We start from the raw sequence: 21,180 nt of genomic DNA, 5'->3' as shown, positions 1-21,180 counted from the left end.
TCGTTCCAAGGATTAAGGTAAATTTTTCATTAAACTGGGTTTTGGGCAACTCGGGGAGATTTTTCTCCCACAATTTTAGACACCTCTACACCGTTTTCTTCTAAAATCACAACCGGATCGGCTCCTGATAGGAAATCAACCCGTTTGATCAGCACCTGCCCGCTGGCAATCCGCTGTCCTACTTTGATATATCGACTTGTTGGCTCGTTAGGTGCTTTCACAATTACCAGTATGTCATTACCAACTCTGACTACGCCACTAACTTCAACTCCTTTGGCATTGTCTGTCGAAGGCGGAGGCGGTGGGGGTGCCGGAGTCGGTGGGGGTGGTGGCGGGTTGGGGTCTTGCCAGGAGGGCGGAGGCGTTAATTCTGGCAGCTTGGGTAGACCGGGCAGTTCTCTGGTGGCGATGTTGGGAATTGTGGGAGGGCCCGGAGGGCGAGCCGCGATCGTTGGGGATCGTCCCGGTGCTCCCGGTTGTCCCGGTGCTCCCGGTTGTCCCGGTGCTCCCGGGCGTCCCGGAGTTCCCGGGCGTCCCGGAGTTCCCGGGCGTCCCGGAGTTCCCGGGCGTCCCGGAGTTCCCGGGCGTCCCGGCGCCGTTTGGGGGCGTGCGGTGGTGCCTCTTGGGAATGCCGGTATAGATGGTAGTGCGGGTATAGATGATGCGGGAGCTGCTGCTATATCTGGGGAGCCGGCCGGTCTAGCTCCCGGGCGTCCGGGGCCGGCTGGCTGCCGTCCCGTGGTGCCTCTTGGGAAGCCCGGTAGGGAGGGCAGTCCAGGTATAGATGCAGGAGATCCTGTTATGTCTGGGGAGCCTGCTGGTCTAGCACCGGAGCCTGCTGGTCTAGCACCGGGGCGTCCGGGGGCTGTTTGGGGGCGCGTGGAAATTGGCGACCTCCATTGAGGGGGTATGGGGGTTAACGGCAGGTTGGGAAGACTGGACACCTCTACGGGGCTTTGGGTTTGGGGAAGTTGGGCAATTGCGCCGCCGCCCGCTGCGCTTGGGCGCTGTGCTGGCGTCCACTGAGGCGGGTTTCTCTCGTCTGGCAGCTTGGGCAAATTTGGCACTTGTCGGACTGGCAGGTTGGGGATCTCGTTGCCCTGTACGCCGCCGTCTGTTCTGAGCGGTTGAGGGGGAAGGATGGAGAAGGGATCGTTTGCTTTGCCGGGAATGGGGGTCTGTGGAATTGCCGTGCCGTTTAAGTCCGGTGCTGTCTTTTTGGCCTGGATGTCTGCTTGAGCTTGTCTTGCGCGTTCGTCGGGGTTTGTGGGTCGGAGCAACCCGGGGGGCTGAGCCGCTACTACAGGGGAGGGGAATGCCTGAGCTGCTGGGGTGGGACTGGCTGCGCCGCCGGGAGTTCCAGGAGGGTTGGCTGCCGGTGACGGAGAGGCTGCACCGGGACTGAGAGTAGGACTAGGAGTGGGACTGGCCGTGTTGCCGCCCCCGTCGCCGCCGCATCCTCCGATGGAGAAAGCCAGCATTCCTATAGTTGCCAAATATAAAAGTTTACGCATTGCCGATCGCCCCCAAACGCCTGACTTTTAAGTGATCCAAATGGCAAGTGCAGTTGCTGCCATTTGCCGCTTTTAAGTTTACCTGTGTTTGATGGTATGCGATCGCTTTTAAATTGCCAAGTTTTCCGGATGATTTGATGTTGGAGCGGGCGATCGGTTTTCGGGAACAGGTTAGGATATCAATGGTGGTGGTTCTTCGAGATATTGAATCAATCAAGGCATTCATATAATGGCAAAAGTGATTCTCAAGCGGATTTGCCGATCGGGCATTGTTTCTGTGGCCGTTTTGGCTGCTGTTGGCTCGGTAGGGGGCGGCGAGGTACATTCTCATTCACAGGCAGCATTCTCAACAATCCCTCAGAAACCGGGTTTGTTGACGAAAAACCCAGGCTTTCAGGTGATCCTGCTGCCTGAAACCAAGGTGATGACATTGGTTTCCCATGTGAGTTCCCAGCAGATCGATCGCACTTTAACAGCAGGATCGGGAGCAGCAAGTGGCAATTTGTACTCTCAGTTTCGCAGGGGCCCGTCAAATTCGGGTGCCCAACCACCGGGGAATCAAAAGGTATTTCAAGCTAAAATCAAGCGCCGCGCTGGCGGGACGCCGGTGATTGACGTGGTATTTAACGGCAACAAAACTTTTGAGATGATTGTCGATACCGGGGCGAGCGGCACTTTGATTACTCAGCCGATGGCTACTGCACTCGGAGTGAGGCCGGTGCGCACCCAGAGAGCGGGGATCGCTGACGGTAGCGTTGTCGAGTTCCCGATCGGCATGGTGCGATCGATTCGGGTTGGGGGTGCTGCGATCCAAAATGTCGAAGTGGCGATCGCGAAACAAATGGCAATTGGTCTGCTCGGTCACGATTTCTTTGGCAATTACGATGTCAAAATTAAAAAAGATGTTGTAGAATTTTATGTCCGCTGAAAGTGAGCCGAGTCAAAAACCGATTTTCGCTCAAATCCTCTGCTGTAAAGTTATTCGCCACCGAGTCAAAACTGTTTAATTTATTTGTTGAGGCGGTAGCAAAACGCAGGCAAGTATGGTATCGTTCTTAGTGTTTCAAGAGCCACCGATCCGTTGAACAATTCGTGAAAATGCGGGCGCAAAAGCACGGTGGCTGTTGGTGAGATCGGTAAAAGCCTCGGATAAGGATTCACAGTACAAGGCAAGGCAATCAATTAAACAATTTGCAAAGCAGGTCAAAATTAGTTCCCAAAATGCTGTGGCTGAGGGAATTTTGGTTGGCTTTGTTCAGCCGGAGCTTACAAAATCTGTAAACTGATTAGCGGCAGATGTTCCGCAAAATCGGAAATCATGACGATCGAGAAATTAATTATTGTAAATAAGGTATTCGCATGGCACAAGCGTCTGTATCTCCTGTAGTGCTGATTATTCTAGACGGCTGGGGTTATCGTGAAGAACAAGACGGAAATGCGATCGCCGCTGCAAAAACACCCGTGATGGACAGTCTCTGGGCCGCTTATCCCAGAACTCTGATTCACACATCCGGCCGGGCGGTAGGGCTTCCTGACGGGCAAATGGGCAACTCAGAGGTCGGTCACTTGAATCTGGGCGCGGGCCGCGTGGTTCCTCAAGAGTTGGTGCGGATCTCGGATGCCGTCGAAGACGGTTCTTTGCTCGACAACCGGGCGCTGGTTCAGCTTTGCGAGAAAGTGCGCCTTGGGGGCGGCAAGTTGCACCTGACTGGTCTTTGTTCCGAGGGCGGGGTTCACTCGCATCTGAGTCACATTTTGGGTTTGCTAGAGCTAGCAAAGGCACAGGGAATTTCTGAGGTTTGCATTCACGCGATTACAGACGGCCGCGATACTACTCCGAAAGAGGGTGTAGAAGCTTTAGCAAAGATTGAAAGTTATATAGAAAAGGTAGGGGTCGGTCGGATTGCGACCATCAGCGGCCGCTACTACGCGATGGACAGGGACAAGCGCTGGGATCGGGTGCAGCGCGCTTACGAGGTGATGACGACTGAGGGCGCGCCTGACGGTCGATCGGCTGTTGATGTGTTGCGGGCATCTTATGCTGAAGGAGTGACCGACGAGTTTGCAGTTCCGACTCGGATTTCTCCGGGGGCGGTGGCATCCGGGGATGGGGTAATTTTCTTTAATTTTCGCCCGGACAGGGCGAGAGAATTGACTCAGGCTTTTGTGGCACCGGATTTTAAGGGGTTTGAACGGCAGTTAATTGAGCCCTTGGCGTTTGCCACTTTTACTCAGTACGACCCGAAACTGTCAGTAATGGTGGCTTTTGAACCGCAGAATTTGAACAATATTCTGGGCGAGGTGATTTCTAAGCACGGTTTGCGGCAGTTGCGGACGGCGGAAACTGAAAAGTACGCTCATGTGACTTATTTTTTTAATGGGGGTCTAGAAGAGCCTTTTCCAGGGGAAGACCGCGAGTTGGTGCAGAGTCCGATGGTGGCGACTTACGATGAAGCACCCCAGATGTCGGCGGCCGAGGTGACGGATGGGGCGGTGACGGCTTTGAGAAAAGGCATTTATTCGTTTGTGGTGATTAATTACGCTAACCCGGATATGGTCGGTCATACGGGGATGATGGATGCGACGGTAATTGCGATAGAAACTGTGGATAAATGTTTGGGGCGGCTGTTGGCGGCGATTAGTAAAGCTGGAGGTACGGCAATTATTATTGCTGACCACGGCAATGCTGAGCAGATGTTTGACGAGGACGGGAATCCTTGGACGGCTCACACTACTAACCCGGTTCCGTTTATTCTCGTAGAAGGCGAAGGTCTGAAGATTCCGGGTCACGGAACGGACGTTCCTCTGAGGGCTGACGGTTGTTTGGCGGATATTGCGCCGACAATTCTAGAGCTGTTGAGGTTGCCTCAGCCCCCGGAGATGACGGGACGCTCTATGATACGATCGGCTGATTTTGAAGTTCGCGCCAATCGCACTCCGGTGCGAGTCCGATTGTAGTAGGGACGCAGCATTAGGGACACGGGACTGCCCTGTCCCTGCATAAATTGCGGTCGATCGACTGGATGTGCGCGATCGACCTAATTTGATATGATGATTGATTACCGATTACTAATTACCAATTACCCCAGATTATGAATATTGTTTCTGTGTTACAAGCTATCTGGTCTTTGTCTGCTTTAGGACTTGTGGTTTTTGTATTGCTGCACAGTCCTAAAGGCGATGGCATTGGAGGGATTGGCGGACAAGCTCAATTGTTTACCAGCGCCAAGAGTGCAGAAACGAGTCTGAACCGGATTACTTGGGGTCTGTCTATTGTTTTTATGGGTTTGACTGTGATTTTGAGTGCTGGTTGGTTGACACCTAAGTTATAAGATTCGGATTTTTAACCGCAGATAGCTCACGGGGGAGACGCCCGTGCCACATTAGCTCACGGGGGAGACGCCCGTGCCACATTAGCTCACGGGCGGGACGCCCGTGCCACATTAGCTCACGGGCGAGACGCCCGTGCCACATAAATAAATATTGTGGGGTGGGCTTCTAGCCCGCCCTAAAGATGAAATTTAAGTGCAGTCAGAAAAATGCGGTTGTGGAAAGTGACAGTAAAACCTCGATTGCTGTCTGGTTTGGGATTGGCTTTATGTTGTTTTAGCTTCATAATTTTTACTCAGGTTAATACTCCCGCCGCGAGTCTTTCTTCTCTCCCGAATAGTTTGCCGAATCCAGAGGTTCACCCTTTGCCACCAACGCTGGCGAATTGGCAAGATTCCACGGATAGCGGTGATTATTTTGACCTGGTTAAGCCACCGAATTTCGGTCATTTGCTGTGGTCGAAGTTTCCGATTCAGGTTTATGTTGAGCGTCCAGTTGATGCTAATAAGTCTGAAGAATGGGTGGAGGCTGTGTTGGATGTTGTCCGGGAATGGGGGGTTTATTTGCCTTTGGAAGTGGTGGATAGTTCGGAGGTGGCTGATATTAGGATTTTACGTCGGGCTCCGCCTTTGCGTCAAGGGGTTTTGCGATCGCGCTCTGGAGAGGCTACCTATGAATTGTACGCCCGTCGCGATGGGGATAAAACTGTTTTCTCTCATCGGTTTTCGGTTTATTTGAATCCGAATCAAGTGGGTAAGTATGTTCCGGCGACTGCGCGGCACGAGTTGGGTCACGCTTTGGGAATTTGGGGTCACAGTTTGATGGAAACTGATGTGCTTTATTTTTCTCAGGTGAGAAATCCTCCGCCTATTTCAGCTAGGGATGTTAATACTTTGAAGCGGGTTTATGAACAGCCGACTCGGTTTGGGTGGGAATTTCAGAGACTCGGCGAGATAAATCGCATCTAGACAAACTCTCGTCCGCCTACGCGGACTCAAAGAACATGATAGTTAATAAGGAGTATCAGAAAAATGAAAGATGAATGTTTTGGGATTGTGCCGATTTTTTCGAGTGAAGCTGATACTTTATTTTTGTTGATTCAACATCAAGCCGGACATTGGGCGTTTCCGAAAGGTCACGCGAATCCGGGGGAATCTCCAGCGGAAACGGCTAGGCGGGAATTTCTGGAGGAAACTGGTATATCGGATTTTGAAATGCTGGATGAGCCGAGTTTTACGGAACACTATTCTTTTGTTAAGGATGGGGAGCCGATTGAAAAGACTGTGACTTATTTTTTAGGTTTTGTCAAGTCGATGGAAGTTGTTTTGCAAGTGGAGGAAGTTCAAAATTCTGCTTGGCTTTCTGTTGAGGAAACTGTTCAGCGGATTACTTTTGATGCAAATCGCCAAATGTTCGGGGAAGTTAAGGCATATTTGGATGGCAGGAAAGAGAATTAATCAGTATTGGATGCTATAAGTAGGGACAGGACAATGCCGTGTTCCTACGGGGATCGAACGATAGACGGGTGTACTTCACAAACGTGAAATTTGCTGTAATTAAATTTGTAGTCAGAATTTTAGTCCTTAGTAACTACAAGCTTTAAGAGAGGAGTGAAGTCCTTATTACAAACAAATTGTTCTGTTAGATCAATTCCGGTAGCATCGCAATTAATATTACCCACAATCAGGACACGGCACTGCCGTGTCCCTACAATTGATCGGGTAGGGAAATGGCACTGCCGTGTCCTCGATATCATTCCGATGCTACCGGAAATTATATTAGATATCCGACTTCTTCAAGAAGTCGGGTATCTAGGTATTATGTGACATTATTTGTTGGTTTTCTGGGCTTGGGCGTGGTGTTGCAAGCGAGAGAAAACGTTGTAGGCCTCGGGGCCGGGATTGTCATGTTCGACTGAGCCGTCGATGGGGCCGTCGATGGCTTTCCAAGCAGGAATTCCGCCTTTTAGTTCGGCGACTTTTCTAAAGCCTGCTGCGCGGAGAAGATTGGCAGCTTCAGCGGTTTGTTCGTCGTTTTCGCCGTAGATGTAGATGTCGCGGATGGGTTCTAAACTCGATTGTGCTCGATCGACTAATTCGTCTATTGGCATGGGTGCGGCACCGGTAATGTGGCTTTTGGCGAAGCTTTCAAAATCGCGGGCGTCGATGATTGTGAGTCCGGGTTCGCCCCAATCTAAACGGGCTTTGAGGTCGTGGCTAGAGGCTTGAGCTTTTAAACCGGGAGGGGTGGGAGTCAAATCGGGAAGTTTTTCTTTGATGTCGGAAATTTGGTCGGGAATATTTTTCATGGGTAAAGTGTTGTTGAATGTTTTGATTGCTATTGCAATGTAACAAGATGTTTAGGTTGAATTCGTCTTTCTAAAGGCTGAATCTGCCATTGAACTAAAGTCGCAGTTAAGCTGGGTTGCAGGTGGTTGACTAAGGTTGGGATCGCTAGATTTGTTGAGTTTGCTAGAGGAAAGCGGGCTGTGCTTCAGATTGTTTCATCGCATTTTCTGTGGAGAATTTGAAGTGCGATCGCTCGTTTGATCTGCGTATTTTATTTATCAAACGATCGCATTTTAGTCAATCCCAATTATTTTTAAATGAAATTTGCATAAGTTATGTGCAGCTTCGCAGGGGATTGTGCTCAAAAGTGGAGATGTTTGTCAGCAAGATTTCTGGTAAAATTTAAGAGTAAAAACAAGTATTGAATGATATGGATACGTCTGAGAAAAGTGAAATTGCAGTGCCTAAACCTTTGACACCTGAAGAGCAAGCGGTGTGGGATGCGAAGGCGAAAGTTCGGGTACTGCTGAATTTGTGGGATTTGGGCGGCGGCAAAATGATGGTGAAAAAGGGGGATTTGACTAAGCGGATTGTGCGGACTAATGAGACGAGTCAGAGATATGTGGAAGTGCTCGGCGAGTTGCAGGCGACAGGGGCGATCGAGTATTCGCTGGTAAATCGGGTGACGCTGGTGGAATTGACGGCGAAAGGGAAAGAAGTTTTAGCGCAGGGGCTCAAAAGTAAGGATTCTTTGTTTGAGTTTGATGGTTCTCAAATTGGTACTCGGCTGGGAAATTCTTTGTTGAAGTGGATTCGGCATCAGGATGGTGCGGCAAGTGTGGCGGTTGAGAAGGGGAAGGCGGATGTAGGGGCGATCGAAATTTGACACATCCTCTGAATTAATTAACAAGGAACATGAACCATTCCAATTGCGAAACCGATAGCGGCTGGCCCGATCGCGAGAGATTTCCGTATAACTACGCAAAATCTAGCGTGGGATCGATTATCGAGAACGATCTGCGTCGCTCAAAAAACCCACTAATTATTACTGGCTACGCTTCACTGGAAAAAATTATCGATTTTCTGGCGGATTGTTATAGTAGTTGGCAAAGTAATCCAGATGCTTTTGAGCAAATCCGCATCTTGCTCGGTAATGAACCATATCCAACAAAAGCTCAGGAGTTTCCCTCCTCCCACAAGTTTTCTCAGGAAATAGAAGATTACTGGATGGAGCAAGGTATCTCTATCCGTAAATGTGGGAAAGTTATTGCTGCGATCCAGTTACTCAAAACTGAAATAGTAGAAACCAGGATTGCTAAGGAAAAACCCATCCACGCCAAAATTTTTTACGGAGATAGTGCTATTACCATTGGTTCTAGTAATTACAGCACTTCAGGTTTAAGCTACCAAATAGAAGCAAATGTTAGGTTTCAAAATTCAAAAAAAGAGAAACCACGATTCGATGAAGCTTGTCAGTTGGCAGAAAAGATTTGGAATTTAGGAAGATGCTACAATGACGAATTAATCGATTTATTAACAAGGCTTCTCAGCAAGGAAACATGGGACGTGACTTTAGCAAGAGCTTGTGCAGAATTGCTAGAAGGTGAGTGGGCAAAAAAATACAAACCAACCAATTATCGGAGTGATGAACCTCTGCTTTGGCCATCTCAAGAACAGGGAATAGCTCAGGCAATTTGGGTCATAGAAAATGTTGGCAGCGTGCTCGTAGCCGATGCAACGGGTTCAGGTAAAACTCGAATGGGCGTCCACCTAATCAAAAATGTAATCAATCACATTTGGGGAACTGGGCGGGTGCGGAAAGGCGATTCAGTGTTAATTTGTCCGCCTAAAGTCCTAAACTCTTGGGAGAAAGAGATTAGGGAGTGCGAGGGCGCCCATCTCCTTGCTTACTCTCACGGCTCATTGAGTAGTCCCAAATCTAAGAAGCACCAGCATCTTATTGATGTAATCCGTCGCGGTCAAGTCCTTGCTGTCGATGAAGCGCATAACTTTTTCAACGACAGTTCTAATCGGACGAAGGCACTCTTTAGCAACATTGCTGACTATGTATTGCTGTTTACAGCTACTCCGATCAATAAAGGAGTTAAGGATTTGCTTTCCCTCGTGGAATTGTTAGGAGCTGATAACTTTGATGATGAATTGGTGGAATCTCTTAAATCGCTATGGAGCCAGCACGAAAAACAGAATGAAAGGATGCCAAAAGAGCTTAGCAATAACCTGCGGAGAGCGATTCAGCAATTTACTGTTCGTCGAACAAAAGGTCTGTTTAATAGTATGATAGCTCTCGAACCCGAACGTTATAAGAATACGTTGGGTGCTCTATGTCGCTATCCGAAAGAGATATCAAAAGAGTATGATTGCGGTGAAACTGATGGCGATCGCAACTTAGCCCAACAGATTCGTCAAGCCACTGACAGACTGCGCGGTTTAGTATACCTGAAGGAAATTTCAGAACTACCAAAATTTCTTCGCAAGCAAGGCTGGAGCGAAGAAAAGTATCTTGAAGCACGCCTGAAAAGTGCTAAGGTACTGCCTGCTTATCAGGTTATGGCTTGCTTGCGATCTTCTCGTGCGGCACTGATAGAACATATTTATGGAACCGATCGTGCACAGAACCACTTCGACATTGATCCTAATACCAGAATCAAGAAAGACACTGGTAATTTAATCAAAACATTGGAGAAAATATCAGGCGAAACAGCAAAAAACAAGCTGGGCATTAAACTGCCTGAATGGCTGAGCGATCCTGCCAGACATAAAGAAGCTTGTGAGGAAGAAATAGAGGTTTACAGAGATATTGCTAATCTATGTGAAAAGATTTCGGACTCGCGAGAAAACACTAAAGCAACGCATCTGGTCAACCTATTAAAGCATCACAAACTGATGATAGTTTTCGATAGTCGTTTGATTACTCTTCATCAGATTAAATATCTCCTTGAAAGAGAAGGGGTTAAGACGCTGCTCGCAACTGGAGATACAACAACAGACTACGATCGGGTTAATGAGTCATTTAAACTTGGTTCCGAGGAATCTAGAGTCATTGGGTTATGTTCAGATGCAATGTCTGAGGGGGTCAACCTCCAGCAAGCTTCCGCCGTTGTTCAATTGACGATGCCCAGTGTAATTCGCTTGGCAGAACAGCGGATAGGTCGGATCGCTCGCATGGACAGTCCTCACCCTGCAATTGAAGTATGGTGGCCAAAAGATAGCAACGAGTTTGCCCTGCGGTCTTCGGAGAGCAAATTTGTAGCTCGCCACAATCTGGTGTCTGATTTGCTGGGGTCAAATATATCACTACCCGATCACTTATCACCGGAGGAAGACACAGAATCATCAGATGAAGTGATTACATCGATGGCAGAACTTGCTAATAATCAAGGGCAAAAAGCAAGTGAAATCTGGACATTAAACGATGTTTTTGACCCGGTGCGATCGCTCGTAGAAGGCGATATTAGCCTGGTTCCATGCGAAGTATACGATCGAGTACGACGAGCAAGTAAAATACGGACTTCTTTGAGTATTGTTCAAACTAAAGACCAGCCTTGGGCTTTCTTTGCCATTGCCGGCACAGAATGGGGTTCGCCCCGTTGGGTTTATTTAGATCCTTCGGAAGTCAAGCCGAGAACAGACTTAGATTATATTAGTAATAAACTGAAAGAAAATCTGGATGCAGCAGTTAACGATTTTCCCCTAGGAAAAACAGCTTCTGTATGGCAAGATGATTTCTTATATCAACTTAATAAAGCAGAAAAAGAGATGTTACCCAAGAAGAAGCAGCGCGCTCTTAAGTTGATGGAGGAAGTTTTAAAAGAATACAAGCATAAATCTGTTCAAGACGAAGACAGGGAGCGTGCAGAATTGGTTGACAAGTTGCTTTCTATGTTCAATGAAGAACAATCTAGGGAAAAGATCCCAAACAGGGAAGTAGAATTAAGCAAGTCGCACGTCGATGTAAGTCTTTTAGCCGAGCGGTGGCTCGATTTAATTCAGCCTAGATGGTTATATCACCTGCGAGAACGCCATTCTGAACCTCTGCGACTCCAAGACCTTTATCAAAATTTAATTGAGGAGCCGATTCATACAGAAAAACTCAAAGATGCGCTTAAAGTTGGTACAGTCAAACCCCTTGAGGAGCGGATTGTTGCTGCAATTATTGGCGTGTATTGAAATTGTTTTACTTTTGACAGGTTATGCAGGGCGAATTAAAGGCGAGAATTTAGGGCGCGATCGCTTTTATTTCCTGCGCGACTTGCCGCTAGATGATTGAGATTCGTCAAGGGCGATTCCCTACGGGATAGCTTCGCCGCGCGTACTTCATCCAATTTCCTACACAGCATCAGGATCTACGCCCAATTCCCGCAACTTCCCCGCCAATCTTTCAGTACGTTGATGCTCATCATCAGCTCGTTCACGCTGCGTTGCAGTTTGGTGTCTAAGTTCCTGTAATCGCGCTTGTTCGGCCTTAATTAACCCTTCCACCAATGGCGGATCTAAAATTTCATTGACTGATAATCTCAGATTGGGAAATACTAGCGATTCCATTTCCTCACCAGGTAAGTAATTTACCTCTGTATAAATGTCATCACCTTCGAGAAATGCCATAACTCGCACCCGCTGTCTGTTTTCTGCTGGGTCAACTATTACATATTCCGGTACGTTAGCTTGTTCGTACTCTCCTCGTTTAGTTATATAGTCGGCCCGCCGATCTTGGCTAACTACTTCTATTACTAATAAGGGTGTTTCATCACAGTCAAGGATGCCCCCTCCGGGTCTAGCAGCAGCTTGATATAAAAGACTTTGAGTGCAAACAACTACATCAGGAACACGGGAGGAATTTTCTTCTGTTCTCACTCCTAAGCCTGTTTTTACTACTAAGTCAAGATTGTGTTCAGCTAGGTAACGCTGCAATTTGTAAACTAAATATTCGCAAATTTTTATGTGTAAAACTGTTGCTGTTGCCATCGGTATTAATTGGCCTTTGTACAGTTCGTATTTTACATCGTCTTTGCTTTGATAAAATCGGTATTCTTCAAAAGTTAATGTGGGCGAGGTATCGAGCTGTTTTTCTGCGACTGCTGGCACAATAGATTGAGACATATATTTTTTTACCTATCTCGATAGTTTGCTATTATACTCAATTTTGATTTTAACACTCAAGACATTGAGTACGAAAAGATCGATCGCCCTTATTGACAATCAAGCAATTTGATCCGGGGCCCCCAGATTCATTCGTGGATTGAGAAAAAAGCTCCGAATCCCGATCGCAAGCCCCCGGATTTATCAGTGGAGTCGCTTTCTTCAATCTAAAATCTAAAATCTAAAATCTAAAATCGTGTGACTCTCCAATAAGCGCACCCCGCCATAGTTTTAATATTTTTCAATATACAAATTAAATATTTGGTTCTGTTTACCATTTGGGCGATCGGCTCAACAACGCTGTAGCTGCCTCGCTGTCGAGAGGTTTAGAGAAAAAGTACCCCTGACCGTACTCGCAGCCGATCGCCCGCATTTGAGCCAATTGGACGGCGGTTTCGACACCTTCTGCCACTACCTCCATCCCCAAACTGCGCGCCAGCATGACGATCGCCCGCACGATTTCCAAATTTTCGCCGGTTTCTCCGACGCGGCCGACAAAAGAGCGATCGACCTTCAAAATATTAATCGGGAACTTGTGCAAATAACTCAGAGACGAATAACCAGTGCCAAAATCATCAATGCACAGATCGATCCCCAACTCTCTCAACTGCGAAAGCATCGCCGCCGCAGCTTCCCCATCTTCCATCACCACACTCTCAGTAATTTCCAACTTCAAACAGCGAGTGTCAACACCCGTTTCCAGCAAAACTTGCTTAATTTGCTCGATCGACTCGGGTTCCGCAAACTGCCTCCCGGAAAGATTTACTGCGACTGTCAGCCGCGAATTTCCCACAGGTAAATTCAAACTCTGCCACTTAATAATTTGGCGGCAGCTTTCGTTCAAAACCCACAAACCCAAAGGCGTAATTAACCCTGTTTCCTCCGCCATCGCAATAAATTCCATCGGGGAAACTAAACCCCGTTCCGGGTGCAGCCAGCGCACCAATGCCTCAAATCCGATAACTGAGCCGCTTTTTAAACAAACGATCGGCTGATAATAAACAGTAAAAGGACATTCCAATTTAAAAGGAGCAAATTGCGACTTCGGATGCTCCAACTTGGGTTCTATTTCGCCGATCGGCGAGTGTTCGGCCGCCGTCCCACATCCCAAATCCACTATCGAATAGTTAAAATTGAGTTCTTCAACCGACTCCCGCAAATCGTGTTCCAAGTGCATCAAAGCCACAGCCCGAGTGTGCATCGCACTGGTAAATACTTCGTAGCGAGCTTTACCGAGAGCTTTGGCCCGGTACATCGCAATATCAGCATCGCGCAAAATATCTCCCGGCCACTGATATTTGTCGGTACTTAAAGCAATACCGATGCTAGCAGTAATTAAAACTTTATTACCTTCCAAATAAAGCGGTCGTTCGATCGTTTTGAGAAATTCCTTTGCTTGGGCGATCGCCTCATCAACACCGTGAATTTCCTCCAGCAAAATCACAAACTCATCTCCCCCCAGACGAGCCACCGTATCGCCCGGCCGCAAACAAGTCAACAGACGGCGAGCCACAGCCACCAACAGCCGATCGCCCGTGCGGTGTCCCTGGCTGTCATTAATCACCTTAAACCTGTCCAAATCCAGAAACAGCACCGCAAACTGATAGCTGGGATGCCGTTGCGCGCGGGCAAAAGCTTGCCCCAACCTGTCAGTCAACAAAGCGCGGTTCGGCAACTCCGTCAGCGCGTCGTGCAAAGCATCGTGCAACAATTGGTCTTCAGCCACCTTGCGCTCAGTCACGTCGTGACAGTTGACCACAATTCCCCGCACCGAAGGTTCTTCGAGCAAATTCGTCGCCACCGCTTCCAACACGCACCAAGAACCGTCCTTGTGCTTAACTCGGTATTCTGCCAATCCCAGACCCACTCTTGGCATTTGGATGATACCTTGGAACACTTGATCCACCATCGGCAATTCGTCGGGGTGAATCAACTCAAATACTGATCTGCCGAGCACTTCCGCCGTCGGGTAGCCCAAAATCCGCTCTAGGGAAGGAGAGACATACCGGCAAAAGCCTTTCTCGTCGAGAATTACAATAATGTCTCTAGCATTTTCAATCAGCGATCGAAAGCGCTTCTCCCTGTGCCGCAGCTCTTGTTCGGTGCGCTTGCGGTCGGTAATGTCGGTATTCATGTAAATCAGACCGATAATCTTCCCTGTGCGGTCTTTAATAGCATCTGCCCGCAGCAGCACTTGCAAAATTTTGCCGCTTTTAGTGCGGTTAGTAACTTCACCCGACCAAGAATAACCCTGGGCGATGGTATCGAGTACCTCGCTTGCGACTGCGGAGTCAGCAAAAACTGTCGCGATACCTCCAGCGAGTTTAAATTCCTGTGCGGTTTCCCATTCAAATAGCTGAGAAAACGCTTGATTGTGATAGATGTGAGTGCCGAAAGCATCGCTGATGCCGATCGCGTCGCTCGAACTTTCCAGCGCCTTGCGAGTCAGCACCAGAGCTTCTTCTGCCCGCTTGCGCTCGGTAATGTCAATCCCTACCAGACAAGCTGCTTTGCCGCGATCGTACTTTTGAGCCACAATCAAATAGTGTCCCGCCGACTGTCCGCCGTCGGTTTTCACCTTAGCGCTGAGTTCTTTAACCGCTTCCGTAGCGTCGCCGGCAAAAAACTCCACGACAAAAGAGTGAAAATCCGAGCTAGCGCCCAGAAAACCGATATCTTTACCGACAAAAGCCGACGCCGGCAAATTGTGCAGTTTGGCTAAGTGCTGGTTAACCCCCAAATAGCGCAAATCCTCGCTCACCCAAGATACTGTTCCCGGAACTGCTTCCAAAATCGTTTGCAGTTGGTCGTTAGCTTGCTGCAATGCTTCCTGCACTTCTATGCGTTCGGATAAGTCGAACTGAACTCCGACGAAGTGAGTCAAATTACCGCTGTCGTCTCGCACGGGAGATAGCGACAATTTGTTCCAAAAAGCAGTGCCGTCTTTGCGGTAATTTTTGATTGTCACCTGCAGTTCTCGACCTTGGCGCAAGGCGTCGCGGATGTTAGCTACGGTAGTTCGATCGGTATCGGGGCCTTGCAAAAATCGGCAGTTGCGCCCCAAGATTTCATCGGCGCAGTAACCTGTCATCCGTTCAAAGGCCGGATTGCAATAAATTATGGGACAGTCGGGTGCATTGGCGTCAGCAATAACAATGCCGCTGCTAGTAGCTGCCAAGGCTCGATCGCGCAGCCACAGTGCGTCTGACGCAGTATGGCGATCGTCTGCCCCCCCCACTTCACCTAAATTAGAAATTGACTGGTTCTCCCGATCTCCCATCAGCCGAACTTTCAAGCAAACCTTTACAATTTCCGAGTTGTTTCTTACTCTAACGTTTTTCAGGACTCGCGCAACCTAAATTGTATCTGGGCATTTAAGTAAGCTGGATTTCACGTTAGTTGTTACTTGTATTTTCTACGCTTGCTGTTCGGCATTAAAAAAAGCACATCTTCACTTCCGCAGCGAACAACCCTCAATTCTTATCCCCCTCAGACTCTCTCCCCCTCTCCCCTTCTCCCCGCGCCCTGGCAATCAAGATCTGCCGCAGCTTATTTAGCAGGAGTTGCAGTTTGAGAACTCGGCGGCGCAATATTAATTAACGGCAAAGTTCCGCCTCCTCCCATTACTGTGGGAAACTGGCCGTTCCATTTTTCAATTGCTTGCTGCTGCAAAATTTCGGCTGTTAAAGTTTGCCGCTGCAAGCGTTGAGCTTCAGCTTTACCTTTAGCACGGTTAATTTCAGCTTGAGCATCTTGGGTGGCTTTTTTAACTGTAAATTCTGCTTGTTTGGCTTCTTGTTCTGCTATTTGTTTGGCTTCGATGGCTTTGCTAAATTCTGGCGAAAAGCCAAAATTTATTAACGAAACATCTCTGACGATGACGCCGTAAGGTTCCAAACGCTTTTTGAGGCTGTTGTCGATTTCTGTTTTGAGTTCCGTGCGCTTAGTGATAATTTCTTCGGCGGTTTTTTTAGAAGTTGCTGCTTTGAGAACTTCCGAAATAGCCGGACTCAGGATGCTGGTAACAATTTGTTCTTCGTCTCCTATTTGTTGGAACACTTGATTTACTTTGGCAGGGTCAACATTCCAGTTGACTGCCAAATCTGTAGTAATGCTTTGCAAATCTTTGGATGCTGCATCTGCTTTCAAATCGGTTTTTTGTACCCGCACGCTGAGAGTTTTTACAGAGGTGACGATCGGTAAAATCGGGTGGATGCCTTCATCTAAAATCGCGTTTTGAATTTTGCCGAAGCGCATCATGACGCCGCGTTCCCCTGCGCCGACGATGGCAAAAGGTCTTAAAATTAAGGCGGCGATGATGAAGACGATGCCACCGACGATGTAGAGAGCTAGGTTGTACCGAACACTTTGCATGGTTTTCATATGTTAACTCAGCTATGTTGTGTTAGTGGATGTTAGTTTTCTCTGCGCTATTATCTAAAATTCTAACTTCATGTTCATGGTATAACAACTCATAAATTCATTGATTTTTTTCATAAAAATCATATATGTTTGATAGTCGGAGAGCCTCTTAAATTGAAAAAATGTTAGATTGGCTTTATATTGATGGTCGGGTATCAACTATGGCACTTGTACCGAGCTGAAATGGTTGATGAATAAATGTTTCAATCATCTTGACAGCGGGGATGATTTTAGATAAAGCAGAAGTAAATAGATAGCTCGATCGCTCTCCGACAAGCGATAAAATCCCGATGGGCAAGAGAAAGCTTTCTAGAACGCTAAAAAATCAGCATCAAATAGGTATTTTTTGTAAATTTTGAGTAGAAAATGGGAGGTGCGTGGCGGTAAAACCTTTAGGGGTTGGTGCAAGCACAAGCAAAAGATAGAATTTCAGTCTGCGACGTACAGACTTTATCTGTAGAATTGGCCGGCGGCCGCCTCGCTAAACCCTCCAGAGTACAAAAAAAGACTCCTTGCCCAAGTACGGAATTTATAGCGACAAACAATAAAAATCCGAGTTTAAAAATGCCCGAAAATAAGTTAAGCTTAGATGAGAACGGTTGAATAAAGATGTCTAATGTTGCAGCGACACCCTTGGCCGCAGACAATTGAAGAGGCGATCGCCATTCAAGAACAGCTTCGGTCAGAGGTAATTACCGAAAATCAACGGTCGCCAGTTCGGTACGTCGCAGGCGTAGATGTCGGCTACGACAGTGCAGAGGGCCTATCGCGGGCCGCTGTCACAATTCTGAGCTTTCCCGACTTGCAGTTGCAGCAGCAAGCTGTGGTTCGCAGTCCTACAACTTTTCCTTACATTCCGGGTTTCCTGTCTTTTCGAGAAGTGCCGGCAGTCCTCGATGCTTTAGAAAATATCAGTTTGAGGCCAGACTTGATATTGTGCGACGGTCAAGGACTTGCTCATCCCCGCAGGTTCGGTCTGGCGTGCCATTTGGGGGTTTTGACAGGAATTGCCACGATCGGAGTTGCCAAAACTCGATTTATTGGAGAACATTCAGAAGTCGGGCTCGACCGGGGCAGTTGGCAACCCTTGCTGTATGAGGGATCAACCGTAGGGGCAGCGCTGAGGACGCAAACAGGGGTAAAACCGATTTATGTTTCGATAGGTCATAAGGTAAACTTGATAAGTGCGATCGAGTACGTCCTGCGCTGCGCCCCAAAATATCGCTTACCAGAAACAACTCGATCGGCAGACCAACTAACATAGGGATAACTGGCAAGCGCGGAAGGCATCAAAAAAAAAGCAAAAAGACCAAAAAAGCATCCGTCTTTGGACTTTTAATTTTTGAGGTGTCGCCCTTAAGTCGAAAAATCCTCTGAGTCTACCGCCAATCAGCTTTGGGTTCCATCCTTCCAGCGAACTAAAGAATGACTATACCTGAGAAAGAGGTATAAAAGTTGGGAGATTTCTAGAATGATTGAAAGACAGTAACCTGCTTAAACATTGGCGGCTATAAAAATAGTGCCCGGGCGTGAACTATTTTTAGTTCACATTTGTAAACTATGAAATAGTCATCCTGCGAGTTAAACCAAAAGCTTAAATTCGTCAGATGAGGTTTCATAATTTACCGTCGGATATCTCACCACGCTCGTGGGAGTACCCACGAAAGTGGGAGGCGAAGGCGCGATCGAGCTAAAAAATCAGAAAAAAAACAAGGAGACAGTCATGGCTGAGAAAAGCAAACGCGGATTCGCTTCTATGGATGCAGAAAAACAGCGCGCAATTGCTAGCAAAGGCGGAAAAGCTGCACACGAGAAAGGAACTGCACACGAATTCACCCCTGAAGAAGCCAGAGAAGCTGGTCAGAAAGGTGGCGAAGCTGTCAGCAGAAATCGCGAACACATGGCTCAAATTGGTCGCGAAGGCGGTCGGAAAAGCCGCAAAAGTGAATAAGTCTCTCAAAGCTTGCCCTGCAATCAAAGATTGCACAGTTGCAGTTTGAGATCGAGCATTAGGACACTGAGCCTTTGAGGAGGTTGGGCGATCGAATTCCCAGACGTAGTTCGATCGGCTAACCTCCAACAACCGCCCCTAGTGCATCAAAGCTTCGCAAATCTGAAAACCCCACAGCAATTAGTTTTTAGCAATCGCTGCTCAATCTTTAACGGCAAATCTTTAACCAAGCTGCACTGGGGTCAATAGTTTTGCAGGAAAGAAAACCTGGCAAGCGCGAGTCAGTCTCTCAAAAAAAGCGAATACGATCGCTAAAAGCCTCGAAGTCGGGGTTTTTTTGTTTAACTCCACATCATATTGTCAGAACTTCGATCGAGTCTGCGTCAATAAATCTAATGAAGTTTTTTTGTGAGGAAGTCCGTCCTCAAAATAAATCAGCTAATATTTTTCTATATTTTTCAGCAAACTATACAATCATGACTAACCAGCTCACTTTAGTCTGGACAGAAGCTGGGGTGCGTCAAACTCACACGATTAAAAACGGACAGCCGAGCAAAAATCCGGGAACTGTGAGGCTCGGGCGCGATCCGGCGAAGTGCGATATAGTATTGTCGGATCCCAGCGTATCGGGTCTCCACGTTGAAATATTTTTTAATCAGGAATTGCAGGAGTACGTAGTGCGGAATTTGCGCGAAAGCAATCCGCCGCTGGTAGACGGAAAAATTCTCGCCCGAGGCGAAGCAAAATTGACATCCGGAAGCCACATCCATTTAGGCCAAATGCAAATCGATGTGGTGAATGTGACGGAGGTGGCGGTAGCTGCGCCGCAGACAGTTTTGCTGTTCGGGCCTCCCGCACCGGGTAACTCTCAGCCAACGGGGCCTTCAAAATATGGTTTGCAGTGTCCCAAGTGCAGCCGAATTTCGCCTTACGCGCATTTGAGTGCGGGCTGTCCGTGGTGCGGTACTTCTTTGGCTGCGGCGGCGAGTGTGATGCTCTCTCCGTGAAACGTTGCGCAACGGGTTTAGACACTATTTGGGAGGATTATTAGACATCTCCAATAATTCGTGGAGTAGGCATTCTGCCTGCCCTTTATATCAACTCCGGTAGCATCGGAATTAATATTACCCACAGTCAGGACACCGCGCGGTGCCGTTTCTCTACAATCGATCGGGGTAGGGATACGGGGTTCTCGCGGTGTCCTCAGTATCATTCCGATGCAACCGGAAACGATATTACAGGCTTTTTTGGAGAAATCTATGGGGGAAAGTGAGCGAAAAAGTTAACAGAAATGTCAAACAAAGCAGTAGGAGTGGTTTACCACCAATTACACCATTTCTTGACAGAAGCGACTTGGGATGCGGCTCTTGTCAACGAACGACTACTACAGGTAATTTAGGCATAAATCAAACTAAGCTCAAAATCTGCTTTACTCTGATAATAGATGATTCGGGACACCGAAAAAGTGGTAGAGAAACCGCTGGAGTCGATCGGCAATACATGGCGTGAAATCGGGAAAACAGGCAACGGGGTAGCGGTAGTGACGACCCATTTATCTAACGGAGTTACATAGTCTACCATTAGACGTTGAATTATATCAACACGCGAGTTCACGTTCCCGGAGGGAAAGCCAACCCCGATTTTATAAAAAAGCCAGATATAGCATTAAAATTGGTAGATAAATGTCTATATAGAGGCTTAGGATCAAATGGTATTAGTAGATGGCGGGTATGGAAACAACCGTAATTTGTTTTACGCAATTAGAACCAAATAACTTAAAATATATAGCCTGATTAGCTAAAGACCGCCAGGTAATTTCTCAATAATTTCAGAAATTAAAACAATAGCTATCCTGATGAATTATGCTAGTATATCTGAAGCGACCGAAGTAGATTATTTAATTACCCAATCTGGGGTTACTCAATAAAATTGCAAATGGATAATAACAACTTATTTAAGGGCGTAATTGGGTGGAATTGTTCGATCGTGAGGCTCTCATGCTGGCTAGGGCTAAAAGAATATCAAGTAAGAAGCATAAAAAGCCTTCATCGACATTGGATATGGTTTTTTTTCGCCTACAGTTTTATTGTTTGGCAACAGTTAACTAAAGGATTGAGACGGCATTGGATCTTGAAACCTTTAAACATATTTGCGACCGGCATTGTTAGCCTTTAGAACAGCCATCTCTTATCGATTTGTCCGTTGGCTGCAAGATAATGGTGGCGTATTTGCCTTACACCTAGAAGGTTTAGGTTTTGTTTGGGCTTGAAATTTGTTAAAGTCTCGTTAACAGTAAAATTTGGATGACCTATAACAATCCTAAATCATTATCATGATTGTGATACAATTATATGCAATACTCGCTCGTGATAAAAAAATGAATAACTTACAACGCCAACAAAAAAATAGGGAAAAAGAAATAGCTTATCAAAGAATCTTTTATTAAAAGCGATATCGATGCCAGAGAACTAAAACGAGCAATAGCTGTAAGGATGGCGCTCTCAGGTAATATCTACCA

The 21,180-nt window shown here is 47.2% G+C and carries 17 protein-coding genes; 11 read left to right on the top strand and 6 right to left on the bottom strand.

Translation table 11 applies throughout. The annotated features are described in order from the left end of the window. Positions 1-29 precede the first annotated feature (29 nt). Together QUB30_RS27595 and QUB30_RS27590 are read right to left on the bottom strand one after the other, a co-directional pair. Complete coding sequence (locus QUB30_RS27595) at positions 30-1,514, bottom strand: hypothetical protein (protein WP_333340288.1); 1,485 nt, start codon at positions 1,512-1,514, stop codon at positions 30-32. Then, entirely contained in the window at positions 1,507-1,740 is a 234-nt protein-coding gene (locus QUB30_RS27590) for a hypothetical protein (protein ID WP_333340285.1), read from the bottom strand. The genes QUB30_RS27595 and QUB30_RS27590 overlap by 8 nt, the downstream gene beginning before the upstream one ends. Positions 1,741-1,743: 3 nt before the next feature. Here QUB30_RS27590 and QUB30_RS27585 point away from each other — a divergent pair, with 3 nt between their 5' ends. The 5 genes from QUB30_RS27585 to QUB30_RS27565 all read left to right on the top strand — a co-directional run bounded on the left by QUB30_RS27585 (position 1,744) and on the right by QUB30_RS27565 (position 6,301). Next, positions 1,744-2,442, top strand: a complete 699-nt coding sequence (locus QUB30_RS27585; RefSeq protein WP_333340283.1) for a retropepsin-like aspartic protease — start codon at positions 1,744-1,746, stop codon at positions 2,440-2,442. 431 nt (positions 2,443-2,873) lie between these two features. Beyond that, the gene (gpmI, locus tag QUB30_RS27580; RefSeq protein WP_333340280.1) at positions 2,874-4,472 is read left to right on the top strand and encodes a 2,3-bisphosphoglycerate-independent phosphoglycerate mutase; all 1,599 of its coding nucleotides are present in this window, start codon (positions 2,874-2,876) and stop codon (positions 4,470-4,472) included. Positions 4,473-4,606: 134 nt separating this feature from the next. Beyond that, complete coding sequence (secG, locus tag QUB30_RS27575; protein ID WP_172187376.1) at positions 4,607-4,846, top strand: preprotein translocase subunit SecG; 240 nt, start codon at positions 4,607-4,609, stop codon at positions 4,844-4,846. 207 nt (positions 4,847-5,053) lie between these two features. Beyond that, complete coding sequence (locus tag QUB30_RS27570; protein ID WP_445300556.1) at positions 5,054-5,812, top strand: peptidase; 759 nt, start codon at positions 5,054-5,056, stop codon at positions 5,810-5,812. Positions 5,813-5,875: 63 nt separating this feature from the next. Next, complete coding sequence (locus QUB30_RS27565) at positions 5,876-6,301, top strand: NUDIX domain-containing protein (protein ID WP_333340274.1); 426 nt, start codon at positions 5,876-5,878, stop codon at positions 6,299-6,301. Positions 6,302-6,672: 371 nt separating this feature from the next. Here the strand turns inward: QUB30_RS27565 and QUB30_RS27560 are convergent, their stop codons facing one another. Then, on the bottom strand, positions 6,673-7,152 hold the full coding sequence (locus QUB30_RS27560) for a rhodanese-like domain-containing protein (RefSeq protein ID WP_333340271.1): 480 nt from the start codon (positions 7,150-7,152) through the stop codon (positions 6,673-6,675). Between the two features lie 410 nt (positions 7,153-7,562). Here QUB30_RS27560 and QUB30_RS27555 point away from each other — a divergent pair, with 410 nt between their 5' ends. Together QUB30_RS27555 and QUB30_RS27550 are read left to right on the top strand one after the other, a co-directional pair. Then, complete coding sequence (locus QUB30_RS27555; RefSeq protein WP_333340268.1) at positions 7,563-8,018, top strand: hypothetical protein; 456 nt, start codon at positions 7,563-7,565, stop codon at positions 8,016-8,018. A 29-nt stretch (positions 8,019-8,047) separates the two neighbouring features. Then, positions 8,048-11,320 carry an SNF2-related protein gene (locus QUB30_RS27550; RefSeq protein WP_333340265.1) on the top strand — a complete coding sequence of 1,091 codons (3,273 nt, stop codon included), beginning with the start codon at positions 8,048-8,050 and terminating at the stop codon, positions 11,318-11,320. A 159-nt stretch (positions 11,321-11,479) separates the two neighbouring features. Here the strand turns inward: QUB30_RS27550 and QUB30_RS27545 are convergent, their stop codons facing one another. The 3 genes from QUB30_RS27545 to QUB30_RS27535 form a co-directional block, all read right to left on the bottom strand. Continuing rightward, entirely contained in the window at positions 11,480-12,250 is a 771-nt protein-coding gene (locus tag QUB30_RS27545; RefSeq protein ID WP_333340262.1) for a Uma2 family endonuclease, read from the bottom strand. Between the two features lie 310 nt (positions 12,251-12,560). Beyond that, on the bottom strand, positions 12,561-15,569 hold the full coding sequence (locus QUB30_RS27540) for an EAL domain-containing protein (RefSeq protein WP_333340258.1): 3,009 nt from the start codon (positions 15,567-15,569) through the stop codon (positions 12,561-12,563). Positions 15,570-15,838: 269 nt separating this feature from the next. After that, positions 15,839-16,672 (bottom strand): prohibitin family protein, encoded by an 834-nt coding sequence (locus QUB30_RS27535; RefSeq protein WP_333340255.1) that lies wholly within the window; start codon positions 16,670-16,672, stop codon positions 15,839-15,841. A 655-nt stretch (positions 16,673-17,327) separates the two neighbouring features. Between QUB30_RS27535 and nfi the strand changes: the two genes are divergently transcribed. The 4 genes from nfi to QUB30_RS27515 all read left to right on the top strand — a co-directional run bounded on the left by nfi (position 17,328) and on the right by QUB30_RS27515 (position 20,235). Next, positions 17,328-17,975 (top strand): deoxyribonuclease V, encoded by a 648-nt coding sequence (gene nfi, locus QUB30_RS27530; protein ID WP_333340253.1) that lies wholly within the window; start codon positions 17,328-17,330, stop codon positions 17,973-17,975. A 384-nt stretch (positions 17,976-18,359) separates the two neighbouring features. After that, positions 18,360-18,662, top strand: a complete 303-nt coding sequence (locus tag QUB30_RS27525; protein WP_333340251.1) for a KGG domain-containing protein — start codon at positions 18,360-18,362, stop codon at positions 18,660-18,662. 476 nt (positions 18,663-19,138) lie between these two features. Beyond that, positions 19,139-19,669, top strand: coding sequence for an FHA domain-containing protein (locus tag QUB30_RS27520; protein WP_333340248.1), 531 nt, complete (start codon positions 19,139-19,141; stop codon positions 19,667-19,669). 437 nt (positions 19,670-20,106) lie between these two features. Further along, positions 20,107-20,235 carry a hypothetical protein gene (locus QUB30_RS27515; protein WP_333340247.1) on the top strand — a complete coding sequence of 43 codons (129 nt, stop codon included), beginning with the start codon at positions 20,107-20,109 and terminating at the stop codon, positions 20,233-20,235. Positions 20,236-21,180 lie beyond the last annotated feature (945 nt).

This window comes from Microcoleus sp. BROC3, from assembly GCF_036702515.1.
Taxonomy (GTDB): domain Bacteria; phylum Cyanobacteriota; class Cyanobacteriia; order Cyanobacteriales; family Microcoleaceae; genus Microcoleus.
Note: the sequence above shows the minus strand (reverse complement) of the source record. Positions and strands in the feature narration are given on the sequence as shown.